The organism is Staphylococcus sp. OJ82, from assembly GCF_000294465.1.
GTDB lineage: Bacteria > Bacillota > Bacilli > Staphylococcales > Staphylococcaceae > Staphylococcus > Staphylococcus equorum.
On record NZ_ALPU01000020.1, the window covers coordinates 1 to 16402 of the forward strand.

General features: G+C 27.2%; 14 protein-coding genes and 2 pseudogenes. 14 read left to right on the plus strand and 2 right to left on the minus strand.

The features are described from left to right. Positions 1 to 11 precede the first annotated feature (11 nt). The 9 genes and pseudogenes from SOJ_RS13605 to SOJ_RS14290 all read left to right on the plus strand — a co-directional run bounded on the left by SOJ_RS13605 (position 12) and on the right by SOJ_RS14290 (position 6840). Positions 12 to 806 (plus strand): ParA family protein, encoded by a 795-nt coding sequence (locus SOJ_RS13605; protein ID WP_002448023.1) that lies wholly within the window; start codon positions 12 to 14, stop codon positions 804 to 806. 5 nt (positions 807 to 811) lie between these two features. Then, positions 812 to 1012, plus strand: coding sequence for a hypothetical protein (locus SOJ_RS13610; protein WP_002448025.1), 201 nt, complete (start codon positions 812 to 814; stop codon positions 1010 to 1012). A gap of 366 nt (positions 1013 to 1378) precedes the next feature. After that, positions 1379 to 1585, plus strand: coding sequence for a hypothetical protein (locus SOJ_RS13615; protein WP_002508708.1), 207 nt, complete (start codon positions 1379 to 1381; stop codon positions 1583 to 1585). Between the two features lie 79 nt (positions 1586 to 1664). Further along, entirely contained in the window at positions 1665 to 1889 is a 225-nt protein-coding gene (locus SOJ_RS14775) for a thiamine pyrophosphate-dependent enzyme (RefSeq protein WP_238536971.1), read from the plus strand. A 214-nt stretch (positions 1890 to 2103) separates the two neighbouring features. Further along, on the plus strand, positions 2104 to 3591 hold the full coding sequence (locus SOJ_RS13625) for an aldehyde dehydrogenase family protein (RefSeq protein WP_002508710.1): 1488 nt from the start codon (positions 2104 to 2106) through the stop codon (positions 3589 to 3591). A 292-nt stretch (positions 3592 to 3883) separates the two neighbouring features. Further along, positions 3884 to 4801 (plus strand): DUF5655 domain-containing protein, encoded by a 918-nt coding sequence (locus SOJ_RS13630; protein WP_002508711.1) that lies wholly within the window; start codon positions 3884 to 3886, stop codon positions 4799 to 4801. 231 nt (positions 4802 to 5032) lie between these two features. Then, on the plus strand, positions 5033 to 5332 hold the full coding sequence (locus tag SOJ_RS13635) for a hypothetical protein (RefSeq protein WP_002508712.1): 300 nt from the start codon (positions 5033 to 5035) through the stop codon (positions 5330 to 5332). Between the two features lie 78 nt (positions 5333 to 5410). Next, a complete protein-coding gene (locus tag SOJ_RS13640; protein ID WP_002508713.1) occupies positions 5411 to 5623 on the plus strand; it encodes a hypothetical protein in 213 nt (70 codons plus the stop codon). 548 nt (positions 5624 to 6171) lie between these two features. Then, positions 6172 to 6840 (plus strand): annotated as a pseudogene (locus SOJ_RS14290) (DUF536 domain-containing protein). A 159-nt stretch (positions 6841 to 6999) separates the two neighbouring features. Here the strand turns inward: SOJ_RS14290 and SOJ_RS13650 are convergent. Further along, positions 7000 to 7267, minus strand: a pseudogene (locus SOJ_RS13650) (GTP-binding protein); the annotation flags it as partial. A 249-nt stretch (positions 7268 to 7516) separates the two neighbouring features. Between SOJ_RS13650 and SOJ_RS13655 the strand changes: the two are divergent. Further along, complete coding sequence (locus SOJ_RS13655) at positions 7517 to 7699, plus strand: hypothetical protein (protein WP_002508717.1); 183 nt, start codon at positions 7517 to 7519, stop codon at positions 7697 to 7699. Positions 7700 to 8002: 303 nt separating this feature from the next. Then, positions 8003 to 10813 carry a CDP-glycerol glycerophosphotransferase family protein gene (locus SOJ_RS13660; RefSeq protein ID WP_002508718.1) on the plus strand — a complete coding sequence of 937 codons (2811 nt, stop codon included), beginning with the start codon at positions 8003 to 8005 and terminating at the stop codon, positions 10811 to 10813. 103 nt (positions 10814 to 10916) lie between these two features. On the opposite strand, the gene SOJ_RS13665 is transcribed toward SOJ_RS13660, so the two are convergent. Continuing rightward, on the minus strand, positions 10917 to 12392 hold the full coding sequence (locus SOJ_RS13665) for a glycosyltransferase (RefSeq protein ID WP_002508719.1): 1476 nt from the start codon (positions 12390 to 12392) through the stop codon (positions 10917 to 10919). A gap of 232 nt (positions 12393 to 12624) precedes the next feature. Between SOJ_RS13665 and SOJ_RS13670 the strand changes: the two genes are divergently transcribed. Genes SOJ_RS13670 through SOJ_RS13680 form a run of 3 tightly spaced genes read left to right on the plus strand, consistent with a single transcriptional unit; the run spans position 12625 to position 16081 of the window. Then, positions 12625 to 14316, plus strand: a complete 1692-nt coding sequence (locus SOJ_RS13670; RefSeq protein WP_002508720.1) for a CDP-glycerol glycerophosphotransferase family protein — start codon at positions 12625 to 12627, stop codon at positions 14314 to 14316. 30 nt (positions 14317 to 14346) lie between these two features. Then, positions 14347 to 15063 (plus strand): D-ribitol-5-phosphate cytidylyltransferase, encoded by a 717-nt coding sequence (locus SOJ_RS13675; protein ID WP_002508721.1) that lies wholly within the window; start codon positions 14347 to 14349, stop codon positions 15061 to 15063. Beyond that, entirely contained in the window at positions 15056 to 16081 is a 1026-nt protein-coding gene (locus tag SOJ_RS13680; protein ID WP_002508722.1) for a ribitol-5-phosphate dehydrogenase, read from the plus strand. The genes SOJ_RS13675 and SOJ_RS13680 overlap by 8 nt, the downstream gene beginning before the upstream one ends. Positions 16082 to 16402: the final 321 nt, after the last annotated feature.

The following is a 16402-nucleotide window of genomic DNA, read 5'->3' on the forward strand; positions in this document are numbered from 1 at the left end:
GGAGGGTTATTTTGAATATAATAACAGTTGGAAATTTTAAAGGTGGCGTAGGTAAAACTACAGTATCTACATTACTTTCTTATATTGCATCTGAAAACTATAACAAAAAGGTTCTTTTAATAGATTTTGATCCTCAAGGTAACGCTACTCAAATTATGAAAAGAACTTATCCAGAATTTAAAGAGGAATCACTTTCATTCATAAATATGCTAAAAAGTGGAAATATAGATGAAAGTATCATTAGATTAACTTCTAATTTATCATTATTGCCCGCTGATTCGTCTTTGGCTAATTTATCCGATATTATTTCAAAAACAGACATTTTGAAAAAAAGATATATTTTAAAAAATGTGGTAGAAAAAATTGAAAAAATTTATGATTTCGATTATGTATTTATAGATGTGCCACCTACTATAAATTCAGATTTTACTAATAATGCTGTTTACGCAAGTAATTATATTTTAATGGTATTTCAAACACAACAATCAGCTTATGAGAGCAGTCTTTCTTTTGTTAATTTTCTAAGAGATAGAAAAAAAGAGTCAGATTTACCATTTGAATTAGTTGGTGCAGTTCCAGTATTAATAAAAAAAAATGGACGAGTAGATAAACAAATATTAGAGATGTCTAAATCTGCGTTTTCTGAAGCGTTATTTGAACACCAAATATATCAAAGAGAAAGAATAAAAAAGTTCGCTGCTGATGGGATAAAAGATAAAGATATGCATGATAAAAAAGTCATACATATGTTCAACAAAGTATATGAAGAATTAGTTAGTAGAATTAAATTAATTGAGGAGGAATGAAATGTATGGCTGGATTTTTAGATAATATAGATACTTCGGAAGTGAAATACACAGAGAATTATAGACCTATATCTAAAAGTACAACAATGAGAGTAGATACTGATATTAAGAAAAGGCTAAACCAAATGGCGTTAGATAAAGATACGTCTATAAAATCAATAATTGATAAAGTTTTAGAAGAATTTTTAGAAAATAATAAGTATTAAAAAGTTAATTTATAGTAACTTTTCAAATAAAGAAAATGCTAAAATGCGTCACTATACTAGTGACGCATTTTTTGTAACTTCTGATAATCATCGATTATGTAAATTTAGGTTTAATTTAGATAAATTAAAGGTATTAATAAAATAAAGCTCCCCCATATAACTTTTTAATTACACACTTACTACAGTTAGAAATATTTCTAACTGTAGTTTTAAATTTAGATATGCGTATAAGATGATGTGATTAAATATATGATTCATATATTTAAAATCAGAAATGATAGTCTTGAGACTTGCATAAGTCTAAAAATAACTTTTTATGCAATCAAAGTTGTATTCATATTTACTATAAAACAGGAGAGAGTATAAATGGATATATTAATTAATTTAAGAAAAAGACATGAGCTAACACTTAAACAACTTAAAGATGAATTAAATAAAATTTCTGACTTATCATTTGATGAAAAAAGATTATGGCAATTTGAAAAGGGAGAAAAAACTCCTACAGAAATAGAAGCAGAAGTGTTAGGACATTATTTTAATTTGCCTTATGAAGAATTTATATATTTTAATTAAATATTAATATTATATAAAGATAATAAATTTATTATGCGGCTCAATAGGATATACACTACCAGCCACCCTTGGTATAAAAATTGCAGATAAACATCGTAGAAATGTGTTATTAATCGGTGAAGGTGCATTACAATTAACTGTACAAGCCTTATCAACAATTATTAGTGAACATTTAATTCCTGTTATATTTATCATTAACAATGATGGTTATAAAATTGATCGTAAGATTCATGGTAAAACAGCACTTTATAATGATGTTAAAACAAATAACGTCACAACTAGTTCAGAGTTAAAAAGGTATTAAATGAAATTAATGATACGCCAAATAAAATGCATTTTAGTGAAGTTCATATGGATGCAAATAATCTACCAGAAAAATTAAATAAAGTAGCTCAAACTTTTTCAAATTAAAATAGTTAACGGTTGAAAAATTTAATAAGTATTACAATATAAGTTATACTAAAATAACAACAAGGTAACTAAGCCACAAGAAGTTTTAAAACAAAGGAGAGATTCAAATGACAGTAGATATTAAAAATTATTTGGATGAGAATTACGGTTTGTTTATAAACGGAGAATTTGTGAAAGGGCATAGTGATGAAACACTGGAAGTTAAAAATCCAGCGACAGGAGAAACATTATCACATATTACCAAAGCTAATGAAAAAGATGTAGATACAGCTGTAGCAGCAGCTCAAGAGGCATTTGAGTCATGGAGTTTAACATCTAAAACAGAACGTGCTAATTTATTAAGACAAATTAGTAATAAAATGATGGAAAATAAAGAAAAAATTGCAACAATCGAAACCTTAAATAATGGTAAACCAATCCGTGAAACCTCAGGTATTGACATACCATACGCTGCAAGACACTTTAATTATTTTGCAAGCGTTATCGAAACACATGAAGGTTCTGTCAATGATATAGATAAAGACACAATGAGCATCATTCGCCACGAACCAATTGGTGTCGTAGGGGCAGTTGTAGCTTGGAACTTCCCGATGTTATTAGCATCTTGGAAGATAGCACCAGCAATTGCAGCAGGTAATACAATTGTTATTCAACCTTCTTCCTCAACACCCTTAAGTTTATTGGAAGTTGCTAAAATTTTCCAAGAAATTTTACCTAAAGGTGTAGTCAATGTAGTAACAGGTAAAGGTTCAGAATCAGGCAATGCTATTTTTAATCATGAAGGTGTTAACAAGCTTTCGTTTACAGGCTCAACAAATGTGGGATATCAAGTTGCTGAAGCCGGTGCAAAACGTATTGTACCAGCTACTTTAGAACTTGGCGGTAAAAGTGCCAATATTATCTTAGATGATGCTAATTTAGATTTAGCAGTTGAAGGTATACAACTTGGAATTTTATTTAACCAAGGGGAAGTTTGTAGTGCTGGATCTCGTCTGCTGGTTCAGGAAGGTATATATGATAAATTAATTTCACGTCTAAAAGAGGCCTTTTCAAATATTAAAATAGGCGACCCATTAGATGAAAAAACACAAATGGGTAGTCAAACAAGCCAAGAACAGATGGAAAAAATCCAATCTTATATCACTTATGCAGAACAATCTAATGCTGAAATTCTCACAGGGGGTAAACGTATTACTAACGATGGTTTAGATAGTGGTTACTTCCTAGAACCAACATTAATCGCTGTTAAAGATAATGCTGATAAATTAGCTCAAGAAGAAATTTTTGGTCCTGTTTTAACAATTATAAAAGTAAAAGATGACGAAGAAGCAATTAAAATTGCTAATGATTCTGAGTATGGTTTAGCAGGAGGCGTATTCTCCCAAGATATTACACGTGCGTTAAACATTGCGAAAGCTGTAAAAACAGGTCGCATTTGGATTAACACATATAATCAAGTGCCAGAAGGCGCGCCGTTTGGTGGTTATAAAAATCAGGTATTGGACCGAGAAACATATAAAGAAGCCTTAAGTAATTATCAACAAGTTAAAAATATATTTATTGATACAAGTAATGAGTTAAAAGGGTTATATTAATAAATAAAATGTTATACGACACATTGATATTGCAATTTTAAGAAACAAATAAATTAGGTCGCAATATTCTACTTAAACCACGGTAGAACTCGAAATTTAAGTAGTGATTGAAAACTGATTTTTCATTTAGATAACTGTTATTTTATATCAGTTAAAAGACTCCTTATTTAAAAGGAGTCTTTTTATAACCATAAATTAATACATAAAAATCATATAACAGAAGATGTTTGTTTACATCTGGGAACATCCTATTATGTTAACTATATGTTTTATTAAATAAAGGAGAGTATATATGGGAGATGTAAAATTATTTAAACTGAATAACGAAATAGCATATGAATTATATGGAGAATCAATGGCTATAGAAAAATCTCTTCAAACCGTAATAGAAAATAATTCTGAAAATCTATTGGGCATTTCGTTCCTCGCATCCGAGTATTCTACGGGCAAAAAACATGCTGGAAGAATCGATACCTTAGGTATTGATGAGAATTATTCTCCTGTTATTTTAGAATATAAAAGAGCAACAAATGAAAATGTAATTAATCAAGGTCTTTTTTATTTAGATTGGTTAATGGATCATAAAGCAGAATTTGAATTACTTGTGATGAAAAAGTTAAATACAAATACTGCTGACAAAATTGATTGGCAGACACCCAGATTATTATGTATAGCAGGTGGATTCACAAAATATGATGCACATGCAGTACAGCAAATAAATAGAAATATTGAATTATACAGATATAAACAATTTGAAGAAAACCTATTTATGTTAGATTTAGTAAACGCTTCAACTTTACATAAAGAAAAAACAATTATAAATAAAAAAACAAACCCAGATTTTGACAAGGATACTTCAATTATTTCCGAAAATATTAATAAAGCAAATCAGCAAATTAATGATTTATATAATGAAATATATAATTATCTTTTAGCTTTAAGTGACGATGTCCAAGTTAAAGAGTTAAAATTTTATATTGCATTTAAAAGAATTAAAAATTTCGTGTGTATAGAAGTATTACCTTCTCAAAATAAAATACTTCTTTATATAAAAGTTAATTTAGATAGTGTGAAATTAGAAAAAGGTTTCACTCGTGATGTAACTAATATTGGTCATTATGGAACTGGAAATTTATCTATTACTATAAAAGATAATAATGATTTTGAAAAAGCAAAACCTTATATTTTAGAAAGCTATAATAATAATTAATTACTAGAAACCATCCTTATTAAGATGAAATTTGTTTTTGAAACGATTAAGAGGCACCTTGGTCAACCAATGGTGCCTCTTTGATATGAATTCTAATAATAACCATCTATGTAAGCGATACCAAGAATGTCATTTATTAAACCCTCAGTAAATTGTTAGTGAGCAGAGTTATTGTTATTTTAAATATGTATTATTACACTGTGTATGATGGGCATATAGGGGGGGATAGTAATGGTTAACTCTGATAAAAAAGAAATAGAAATAAGCAAAACAAATGAAACACGATCTAATGAAATATCGAAAATGATTGAAGAGGGTGGTTTGGGCGCTGACCAGTATTACACTATAGACAAGCAGCAACCCAATCAAAAAATTTTAATAGAAAATATTGATCAATTCAAAGACGAAATAAGTCAAAAAGATAACGACGATTTAATTGATCTATTAATACTAAATGCTCAGGAAAACATCAACTCAAAAGGTAACCATGCTTTGATTATTATAAAAAAAGAACTGCTTAGCCGAATGTAATAAAAATGAAATTTAAAAAACTGAGACACCGAAAGATTTAGGTGTCTTTGCTATTCTAATAATAAGGAGAAAAAATTTATGAAAGTAAAAGACCAACAACCCTATATCTTAGATAATGAGCTAGGCTCAAGAGAAGAAGTTGAAATAGACGAGCAAAGAATTAAAGAATTAGAAGAATATGATGAGCAAGAAGATAAAAATCCTAATAATAAAATTATTATTTTTACAACTATACTGATATTTATTTTAACCATAATTTTATCTGTTATTATACAGACGAATAAAAAATAGATAAAATCTTTAAAGTTAAAAATGTTGGATAATTGATAAAATTTCTCTTTTTGGCTTTCTTTAATATTAAAGTTGGACATAAAAAAAAACATCTTTCACACTTAAATTTTAAAAAGAGGTAATAAAAAGCTATAAGCATGTTTATATGTATTAAACTTTCACTAATGATTCTTAATATATAATAAGAATATAACAACTATATAAACAAGCACTTTTTTTATCGAGAAAATCTGACTATTCCCATAGTCAGATTTCTTTATATATTTATATTAGCACTTTCGAAAGATTTGTTTGATTATTTATACGCATTTGAATGTATGCATTTTTTTAAAGCAAAATACATCTATATAATCAGTTTATACAAGGGGTTATACACCTCTATATAAACTCTTTAACACCAAGTATAAACCGTGTATAATCATATAAATAACTGTTATACGCTCTATGCGAAGTTATATATATAATGGTTTTTACAATGCTATATTTACAAGTATAATAGATGTATAAAGGTATAAACCTTATATATATAGATATATGGAGGGTTTTATATGAAGAGTATGAAACAAATTGCAGATGAATTAAATGTAACAAAAATGACTGTTTACAATAATGCCAAAAAAGCAAGTGTGAACTTTCAAAAGGTTGATAATGTAAACTATTTATCAGATGAAGATGAAGTTATAGTGGTAAATAGAATTTAAAAAAACCAAAACAAAAATTATTACTTTGATAATGAAAAAAAAGAAGAAGCTAATCCCAATGAAGATAATCTTGTAAAAGATGAGACGATCAAACATTTATATAACCAATTAGATATATACAAACAACAGTTAAATAGAGATGAAGAACAGATAAATACACTGAATAGATTGCTAGAAAACCAACAAATACTAGCTTTAGAAAGTAATAAAAAAATCCAAAAATTAGAAAATCAATTAGAGGAAGAAAAACAGCTTAATTATTTCTTTGATACTTCTTCTAATGATAAACAAAATGTTAATGTGCAAAAAGCTGAATATTTTAATCAACAAAAAGAGTGGAAACAACCCACAGAAGTGCAGCATAGAGATATACTTAAAAAGAAAAAGGATGAAAATCTCAACGAAAAACCATCCGCAAAAGACGATAAACAATTCGAAGAAATAGATAGTGAAAGCGAAGAGAGAGAAGAAAAGCCACCTAAAAAAGGCTTCTGGAGCAGATTGTTTGGTAATTAGAAAGACTAAAAGCACTACAAGTTTGTGATTTTGTAGTGCTTATTTTATAACGTAACTTCTGCTAATCGACGATGATGTTACGTATATTTTAGAAAGAAAAGGCCATATTTTGAATCAGTTTATTTTAAATAGCTTAAGTTTTTGTCATTAAAAAATCTACAATTCAGGACTAAATGTGACAGCTAAGTCATCTCCACCTGATTCAACAAAGATAAGTTCAATATCATCATTTCGTTCTTTTAATTTGTCAATTGGCTGGAAAATTCATAGAAGTATCTTCACGAATCGCTGTATGTTGACAGCCGACTGTTTCAACGCCAATAATCCTCTCGCTTGGCAAGAAGCCTGTATTAACTAATTTTTCAATAATTTGGATTTTGCTTGCAGCTACAGGCCCATCGATCTCTATTTTAATTGTATCTATCATAGTTTTAACTTCCTATAATACTTATTTTATAATTAAGTGTGTGAACGACCTATATGCCTAAATGCTTGTTTAGTTTTCTATTTACATGTTTATAAAGTGCGTTTTATATTCAACAATAATTAAAATAATATATAGAGAAGTAATTTTAGATATAGGTCGGATAAGTCCGAGAGACAAATTACTATATGTTGGAACTGGTCGATGACTTTTAGCTATTTCAGCAGTTAAACTGGGTCTAAGGTAATAACTATGGATAATTGGTCGAAGAATGATTTGAGTAAGTATGGAAAAACTTTATTACAAGATAATATGAAAGCAGAAAAAGTAAAATTCAATATTAAAAATATAAAAGGTGGGACAAAAATATTTAATGAAATTAGGCGTGTTTTAGGTCTTAACGGCTTATTAACCATTTCCAAACATGATTTATAGCGTTTCTTTTGACTTCCTTAGTAAAGAGGGCACAAAACAATTGAATTGAACCTAGTAAAATAAAAGACTTCCAATATCAATTACTAATTTTATAATTTTTTTGTTGAGAAAATATTAACTGTCTACAAATATTATTATTGATTTACTTTAATAATTTAATAGAATAAATAAAAGGCGTAAGTAACAATATAGGAAAAGCGTCATAGCTTTAAAAGAGGTTTTAAAAACACAACTACTAATACCTGTCAAAATATGATAATATTTATTTATAATTAACTTATTATAATAAAAGGATGGATTTTGATGTTTCGTAATAAAATTGGTGATTTATATTTTAAAACAAAAGGATCACGCTTAATTAAGATTAATAATGAAAGGAAATTGATAAATCATTTAACAAAAGTATTAGAACTTAATCCTTCTCATGCTGAAGCTACATTTATATTGGCTAAATTATATCAAAACAACGATGATAATGAAAAAGCAATCTATTTTCTAAAACGTTACCTTAATCATGTCCCCGAGGATCCTATAGCAAGTTATCAATTAGCTGAGCTTCTTTATCAAACAAAGAATTATTCAAATGAAGAAATAATAACTTTCTATGAATATGCTATAAAAACAGGTGATAAAGCATTAAACAGAGAACAATTAGTTAATACATATTATCATCTTGGTTGTATTAAATATGAAAGCGATGATCAAAATTCTATAACATATTTTGAAAAAGTATTAGAATTTAATCCTTCTCATACTGGAGCCATATTGATGTTAGCTCAATTGAGTCAATATCAAGTAGAAAATAAAAAAGCAATCCATTTTCTAAAACGTTACCTTAATCATGTCCCCGAGGATCCTATAGCAAGTTATCAATTAGCTGAGCTTCTTTATCAAACAAAGAATTATTCAAATGAAGAAATAATAACTTTCTATGAATATGCTATAAAAACAGGTGATAAAGCATTAAACAATGAACAACTAGTTAACGCATATTATCATCTTGGTTGTATTAAATACGATGTTGACGATCAAAATTCTATAACATATTTTGAAAAAGCAGCTAAGTTAAGTAAATATAAGGATGATAATTTAAATAGCATGGCTCAACTTCATATAGATAAAAAGAATTTGTCTCTTGCCATCTTGACTTATAAAAAGAGTATTTTATTAAATGGAAAAAATGCTGATATCTATTTTAAAATAGGAGAATTATTAAGAAAATCAAATCAATATTATGAAGCTATTGAGTTTTTTGAGAAATCTTTAGATTTAGATAAAATCTATTCACCTAAATGTTATACACTAGCTCAGTGTTATGAAGATATAAATGATTTTGAGAACGCAGAAAAATGGTATAAAAAAGCAATTGAAAGACAACAAATGCATAGGCCAAATAATTATAGAAAATTAGCATATGTTTTAAAAAAACAACATAAAAATGCGGAAGCATTAGAAAAATTTTTAGAAGCAGAAATATTCAGAGCGCCAAGCAAAATGACTAAAAATAATTACGATAACGTTATTCAAAATAAATCCGTTAGATATGCCACTTTTTTTGAATATTATAAAGTAGATAACAATATGGTATTTTATGAAAGTATGAATGGAAATAGAATAATGGGCAACCCAGCAGGGGTTTTTGAATATATTTATGAACATGAAGACTTTAAAAACTTTGTGCATATATGGGCAATTAATTCTTTAAATTCTGTTCCTGACAAATATAGAAATAAAGATAATATAATATTTGTCAAAAAAGGTTCAGATGCTTATATGAAGTATTTATGTAAGGCTAAGTTTCTTATTTGTGATTCTAGATTTGAAAATTATTTTGTTAGAAAAGACGAACAGAAATATTTACAAACAACACACGGTATATTTTATAAAACTGTTGGTAGAGATAATAATAATGAATTGATAGGTGCTGCAGGAGCTACAAGAAATTTATTACAAGCCACACACATACTCTCCCCTAATAATTTTATGGTTGAAAAAATCAAATCTGCTTATGGTATTGAAGGTATATTCACTGGACAAATGGCGGTAGCGGGTTATCCAAGAATAGATATCACTTTGAATGCTTCTAAAACAGAGAAAGAAAATATTAAAGAAGAATTGGGAATTAAAAATAATAAAAAAGTGATATTATACGCTCCCACTTGGAGAGAAAAAGACGTCGAAAATAATGAAATTGATGGAAACAAGTTAGTAGATGATTTAATTAGTTTGTCTTCTTTGGGTGCTTATGTCCTGTTCAGAGGGCATCCAAAAACTAATAATTTAATACAAAAATTAGAAATACCTGCTAATATTATTTTACCTTCAGATAGCATTTCTACTAACGAACTTTTAAGCATTACGGACTTACTAATATCAGATTATTCAAGTGTATTTTTTGACTTCATAGCTACAGAAAGACCAATAGTACATTATCTATATGATTTAAAAGAATATTCAGAAAATAGAGGGCTGAATTTAAACACTAGCGAACTTCCAGGTTTTATTGCTAAAACTAGTGAAGAGTTAAAAATACAAGTTGAAAAAGGGTTAAAGGAAACACAACCTAGTAATAAATATTTACAAGCAAAAGACAGGTTTTGTTTATATGATCAAGGCCATTCAGCACAAGATATTAGTTCTTGGTTCTTTTTTGATAACGATCAACATGTAAATGTAGTAGAAAAGAAAGTTTTTGATAACTCTTCTTTATATATATGTGGAGAACTCCAAAACCCAAAATCACCTTCTTTTTTGATTTCAGAAATTAATAAATCACAAAAAAATGAGACTATTAATTCAATTATTATTAAAAAGAAAATAGTTAATGATGAAAACAAGGTTAAAATATTACAAAAGCTAGATATAAACACAAACATTCTACCACATGCTACAGCTTTTCCTAGAACCTTAAATGAAATAGTGGCAATAAATAAATATAATGAAAATAATAGTTTTATTAACGAAGAACACAAAGAAACAATACTTACAGCTTATAAAAGAGAAGCCAAAAGATTGGTGGGCGAGAGTAAATTTGATAACATTATAAATTTTGAAACCAATAATTATTGGTACTTTTTACAAAAAGCCTTACAATATTATCATCAAAATGAATAATTTTTTGATGAATTTATGTAATTAATAAAAAGCGGTGATTTTTAGTTAACAAATAAAAATCACCGCTTTTTATTTGTAAAGAGGCTTATACCCTGAAATTTTATCAGTTTAGATTAAAAACTGAATCCCATTTTTTAAATATATTTTTAGAAGAATATATTTTGGAGAATATATTATGACCTTCTTGTCCCATTTTTTTAGTCTTGTTAGTCTTTTTTAACATATATATAATAGATTGAGCCATTTCTTTTTCATTTTCAACTATTATTCCATTAACATAAGATTTAATTAAATCACTAGGTCCATAATTTATATCAAATGTTACAGTCGGGGTCTTACATAATGCTGCCTCAACAATAGTTAATGCAAACGCTTCTGTTTCAGATGTTAAGATATTAATATTAGCTTTTTTATATTCTTTCATTGCTCTATTAGTGTGCCCCATCAAAGTAACACTATTATTTAAATCATTTTTATCTATTATATTTTGTAAATTTGCTTTCTCTGGTCCATCACCAAATATTTTTAAATTTACTCCAGGAACCTTTTGTTTAACCATCTGAAAAACTTTTAATGCTCTATCTATTCTTTTTTGTTTAACTAACCTAGATATAATAATTAAGTTTTTGTTTTCTTTTTTTATATTCTCTAATTTGTTTTTAGCTATATAATTAGGGATTACAAAAATTTTATTTTCATGACCAAACACATTAACAACATCTTGTTTTTGTTTTTCAGTTAAAACAATTAAACCATCTAGATCTTTAATATGGGTAAAAACTTTTTCTAATTTCGGATCCATTTTAGATGTTTTATTATATGGTTTTAAAAAATGATTAAGGTGTAACACAAAGAAAACTTTACAATTTTTAACTGATAAATTTAACGCTCTTCTTAAACTTCCTTGACCATCAATAATAAATATTGATTCGATATTTTTATTATTGTCTTCGGATATTATTAAATTTATAAAGTAATTTTCTAATCCTATTTCGTTTTCGAATGAAAAAGAATGTTTGTAATAATTTAGATTAATATTTTCGGTTTTGTTTTTTAGGGTATTTATTGTTTTATTTAAATAACAGAATCCGTCATTTGTAAAATACTTTTCTACTCTTTTTTTGTTTTCTTCAGTAATACTTATTTGTTGTACAACATTTTCAAAAAGATTGATTTCTATATAGTTTGTATTATTTGTTAATAAGATATAACTATCTTTTATAACTGAAATTTCATAATCATATAAATCAATATTTTCTGCCTCTATATACTTTCTGTAATATTTTAAAATATTACAAATTATATTTTCATTAGCCTGAATATAAATGTTTTTTTTAAATGTTTTTTTATGCTCTTTTAAAAAGCTATACATATTTATTATTCGAGAGTTTTCACCTAATTTCCCTATCTCTTTCATTTTTCTTTCTATATAATCATAATTAGGCTTAAAATCAAAAGTTAATAGATTTCCTTCGTATCCCTTTCTTTGGAAAAGTTTAGTTCTATTCAAAGCAGCTGTTGTTATACCACCTTTTTTCATATTTACTTCATGCATTACCATGTAAACGTTACGTCTCATTAAAATCCTCCTTTAAAAGTTCAATGAATGTTTGTTAATAAAAAGATTATTATTTTGTTTTTTCAAAGTTTATTTGTATAATAAGTTATATTCAAAATAATAAGGTAACATGAGTTATTGTGTACCTTATAACTAAAAACAGACATATAATCAGCGTCTTTAGAATTATCTTGAAAACTTATGTTTAAACATATACTATTACGAGTATGAATACAAATTAAGGAGAATCTTTATGGAAATGGAAACAGAAGTAATAATCACAAATTTTTATTGGGAAAGAGTCCAATTATATATTGAAGGATATGTAAAGAATATTGATTTAAACAAAAGTACATTTTATATTCAAAATCCTACCGAAAGTTTAACATTGGAACCTAACGATGTATACATAAACGAAAATAGGTTTAGATTAAGATTAAGCACTGTGAACATAAATGATGGTAATTATTTACCTTCAAATAGATATTTAATTGTATTACAAAATAAACAAAAAAATATTGGTGAATTATCTCAAGAGTTCTTAGATAAAGAGTTTTATGATTTAACAGAAAACGAATTAGAAAATTTTAATTATTTAGAAACAGAAAATGAAAAAGCAAACTATTTATTACTAAAATCAAGAGTAATATTTAGACATGGTGGTAAATCCAAAAAAACAACTTACACTGTGACGCCTAATATTGCAAGAGATTTAAATGAATTTGTATTAGATATTACTCTTAAAATGACTAAACCTAAACCTAGTTTTTTAAAACAAAAGAAAAGAAATATCATTAAAAAATATCATCAAAATTCTTTTATAATTAGAAATTTTGCTTTTAAAACTCTTTTTAACATTTCAAAATTATTGAATATGAGAAAAAGTAATACAGTTTTATTTACTTCTGATTCTAGAGCAAAGTTATCTGGAAATTTAAAATTTGTGTACGATAAAATGATAGAAAGAAATTTAGATAAAAAATATAAATTTCATTTTATTTTCAAACCACATGTTTCTGAAAGAAGAAATATGCTTAGTAAGGTAATGTTCCCCTTACTATTAGGAAAATCAGATTATATATTTCTTGATGATTATCATCCTATGTTGATAGGTTTGAAATTTCGAAAAAAACAAGAAATTATTCAAGTTTGGCATGCAGTAGGGGCTTTTAAAACTGTCGGATTTAGTAGAATAGGTAAAAAAGGCGGTTTTTTCTATCATTATAAAAATCACAGATATTATACTAAATCTTTTGTTGCTTCGGAACATGATGTTCCAATTTATGGTGAAGCTTTTGGTATTAAAGATGAAAACGTTATACCTACTGGCGTGCCTCGCACAGACGTCTTTTTCGATGAAAATTATAAAGAACTAAGTCAAAAAAGAGTCTTTTCAAAATACCCTAATATAAAAGACAAAAAGATTATATTATTCGCACCAACATTTAGAGGAAATGGTCATAGAACTGCATTTTATCCATTTTTTAAATTAGATTTAGATAGATTGGCTCATTACGCAGAAGATAATGACGCTGTCATTTTATTTAAAATGCATCCATTAGTTAGAAATAATATAAAAATTCCTAAAAAATATGAAGAGTATTTAATTGATGTACATGATTATACAGAAGTGAATGATTTATTATTTGTTGCAGATTTATTAATAAGTGATTATTCTTCAATCGTTTATGAATTTGCTTTATTAAGAAAACCTATGCTTTTTTATGCTTTTGATTTAGAAGATTATATCGCAACTCGAGATTTTTATATAAATTATACTGATTTTGTTCCTGGAAAAATTGTTCAGAACTTCAATGACTTAATGAGAGCAATTGAAAATCAAGATTTTGAAGAATATAAAATAGATTTGTTTTTAAATAAATATTTTAAATACTTAGATGGTAAAGCTACCGAAAGATTAGTTAGAAATATTTTTGGATCTTAAATTAAAGAGTATTTTAAGGAGGAGTTAAGTATGATATACGCTGGCATTTTAGCTGGAGGAATTGGTTCTAGAATGGGGAATGTCCCTTTACCTAAACAATTTTTAGATCTTGATGGCAAACCTATTCTTATACATACAGTTGAAAAATTTTTATTAACTAAAGAATTTGATAAAATCTTTATTGCTACTCCCAAACAATGGGTTTTACACACAAAAGATATCTTGAATAAATTTAATCTAGATGACTCTCGTCTTGAAGTTGTTCAAGGTGGATCAGATAGAAATGAAACTATTATGAACATTATTGATAATATAGAAAAAAATAAAGTAATAACAAATGACGATGTAATAGTCACGCATGATGCTGTTCGACCTTTTTTAACAAGACGGATTATTGACGAAAATATAAAAACTGTGCTTCAAAATAAAGCTGTAGATACTGTTATTCCAGCTATAGACACAATAATCACTTCAAAAAATGGAGAAGATATAGAATCTATTCCATTAAGAAATGAAATGTTTCAAGGGCAGACGCCTCAATCTTTCAACATTCGTTCTTTGATAGATAATTATAACAATCTATCTGATGATAATAAAAAAGTATTAACAGATGCTTGCAAAATAATGGTCGTTTCAAATCAAAGTGTAAAACTAGTAAATGGCGAGTTATATAATATAAAAATTACAACTCCCTATGACTTAAAAGTAGCTAATTCTATTATAAAAGGTGGGTGGTCGGATGATTAACCAAGTTTATCAATTGGTAGCACCACGTCAGTTTGAAATAACTTATCGTAATGAAAATATAAAAAGTAATAAAGTTATTGTTAGACCTTTATATCTATCTATTTGCGCTGCAGATCAACGTTACTATACAGGAAAAAGAGATGAGCAAGTTCTTAACAAAAAACTGCCAATGGCCTTAACGCATGAAGGAGTAGGAGAAGTTGTTTATGACTCTCAAGGAATCTATAATAGTGGCACTAAGGTGGTTATGGTACCTAATACTCCTGTGGAAAAAGATAATATTATAAATGAAAATTATTTACCTAGTAGTAAATTTAGATCTAGTGGTTATGATGGGTTCATGCAAGATTACGTATTTATGGATCATGATCGTGTCGTAGAAATTCCTGAGGACTTAGATATGAGTGTTTTGTCATATTCTGAATTAGTTAGTGTTAGCTGGCATGCTATACAACGTTTTAAAAACAAATCCATTTCTAAAACTAATTCCTTTGGGATATGGGGTGATGGCAATTTAGGGTATATAACAGCAATTTTATTACGTAACCTTTATCCCGAAGCCAAAATTTATGCTTTTGGTAAAACTGATTATAAGTTAAGTCACTTTTCTTTTGTTGATGATATTATTTATATTAATAATATTCCAGAAACTTTAAAAATTGATCATGCTTTTGAATGTGTCGGAGGGAAAGGCAGTCAATCAGCTATTAACCAAATAATTGACTTGATTTCACCAGAAGGGAGTATTGCTTTATTAGGTGTAAGCGAATACCCTGTTGAAATCAATACGAGATTAATATTGGAGAAAGGATTAACAATGATTGGCAGTAGTAGAAGTGGCTCTAAAGACTTTCAAAATATAGTTAACATATATATAAAAAACCCAGATGTAGTAGAAAAATTATCTTTACTTAAAGGGCAAGAATTTGAAGTAAGGACAATTAGAGATGCAATCAATGCATTCGAAGCTGATTTATCTACTTCGTGGGGAAAAACTGTAATAAAGTGGACCATGTAAATTAAATACATCTTTAATAAGAGAAAAGCGCGGTGATAAAATGAACTTTTTTAAATTTTCTATTATTACAATTTTTTTAAATATACTCCTTTGGATATCTTTTAAATTGTTAACACAAAATCAAATAGACAAAAATGATTTAACCATTGAAAATGAATTTTTTGATGAAATTGATATAACAGAAGAAGATGACTTTCCAGATGAAGACGATTAAGTTTATAAAAATAATTCAAGTTGTTAAATATTAATAGTTTTAAAGAACCTTTAGATATTCCTAGTTCTTATTACGTAACTGATTAAAAAAATGTATTTAAACCCATC

Bases quoted from the DNA above. Each gene is read 5' to 3' on its own strand.
- SOJ_RS13610 (WP_002448025.1), top strand. From the start codon at position 812: ATGGCTGGATTTTTAGATAATATAGATACTTCGGAAGTGAAATACACA.
- SOJ_RS13615 (WP_002508708.1), top strand. From the start codon at position 1,379: ATGGATATATTAATTAATTTAAGAAAAAGACATGAGCTAACACTTAAA.
- SOJ_RS13625 (WP_002508710.1), top strand. From the start codon at position 2,104: ATGACAGTAGATATTAAAAATTATTTGGATGAGAATTACGGTTTGTTT.
- SOJ_RS13630 (WP_002508711.1), top strand. From the start codon at position 3,884: ATGGGAGATGTAAAATTATTTAAACTGAATAACGAAATAGCATATGAA.
- SOJ_RS13635 (WP_002508712.1), top strand. From the start codon at position 5,033: ATGGTTAACTCTGATAAAAAAGAAATAGAAATAAGCAAAACAAATGAA.
- SOJ_RS13640 (WP_002508713.1), top strand. From the start codon at position 5,411: ATGAAAGTAAAAGACCAACAACCCTATATCTTAGATAATGAGCTAGGC.
- SOJ_RS13655 (WP_002508717.1), top strand. From the start codon at position 7,517: ATGGATAATTGGTCGAAGAATGATTTGAGTAAGTATGGAAAAACTTTA.
- SOJ_RS13660 (WP_002508718.1), top strand. From the start codon at position 8,003: ATGTTTCGTAATAAAATTGGTGATTTATATTTTAAAACAAAAGGATCA.
- SOJ_RS13665 (WP_002508719.1), bottom strand. From the start codon at position 12,392: ATGAGACGTAACGTTTACATGGTAATGCATGAAGTAAATATGAAAAAA.
- SOJ_RS13670 (WP_002508720.1), top strand. From the start codon at position 12,625: ATGGAAATGGAAACAGAAGTAATAATCACAAATTTTTATTGGGAAAGA.
- SOJ_RS13675 (WP_002508721.1), top strand. From the start codon at position 14,347: ATGATATACGCTGGCATTTTAGCTGGAGGAATTGGTTCTAGAATGGGG.
- SOJ_RS13680 (WP_002508722.1), top strand. From the start codon at position 15,056: ATGATTAACCAAGTTTATCAATTGGTAGCACCACGTCAGTTTGAAATA.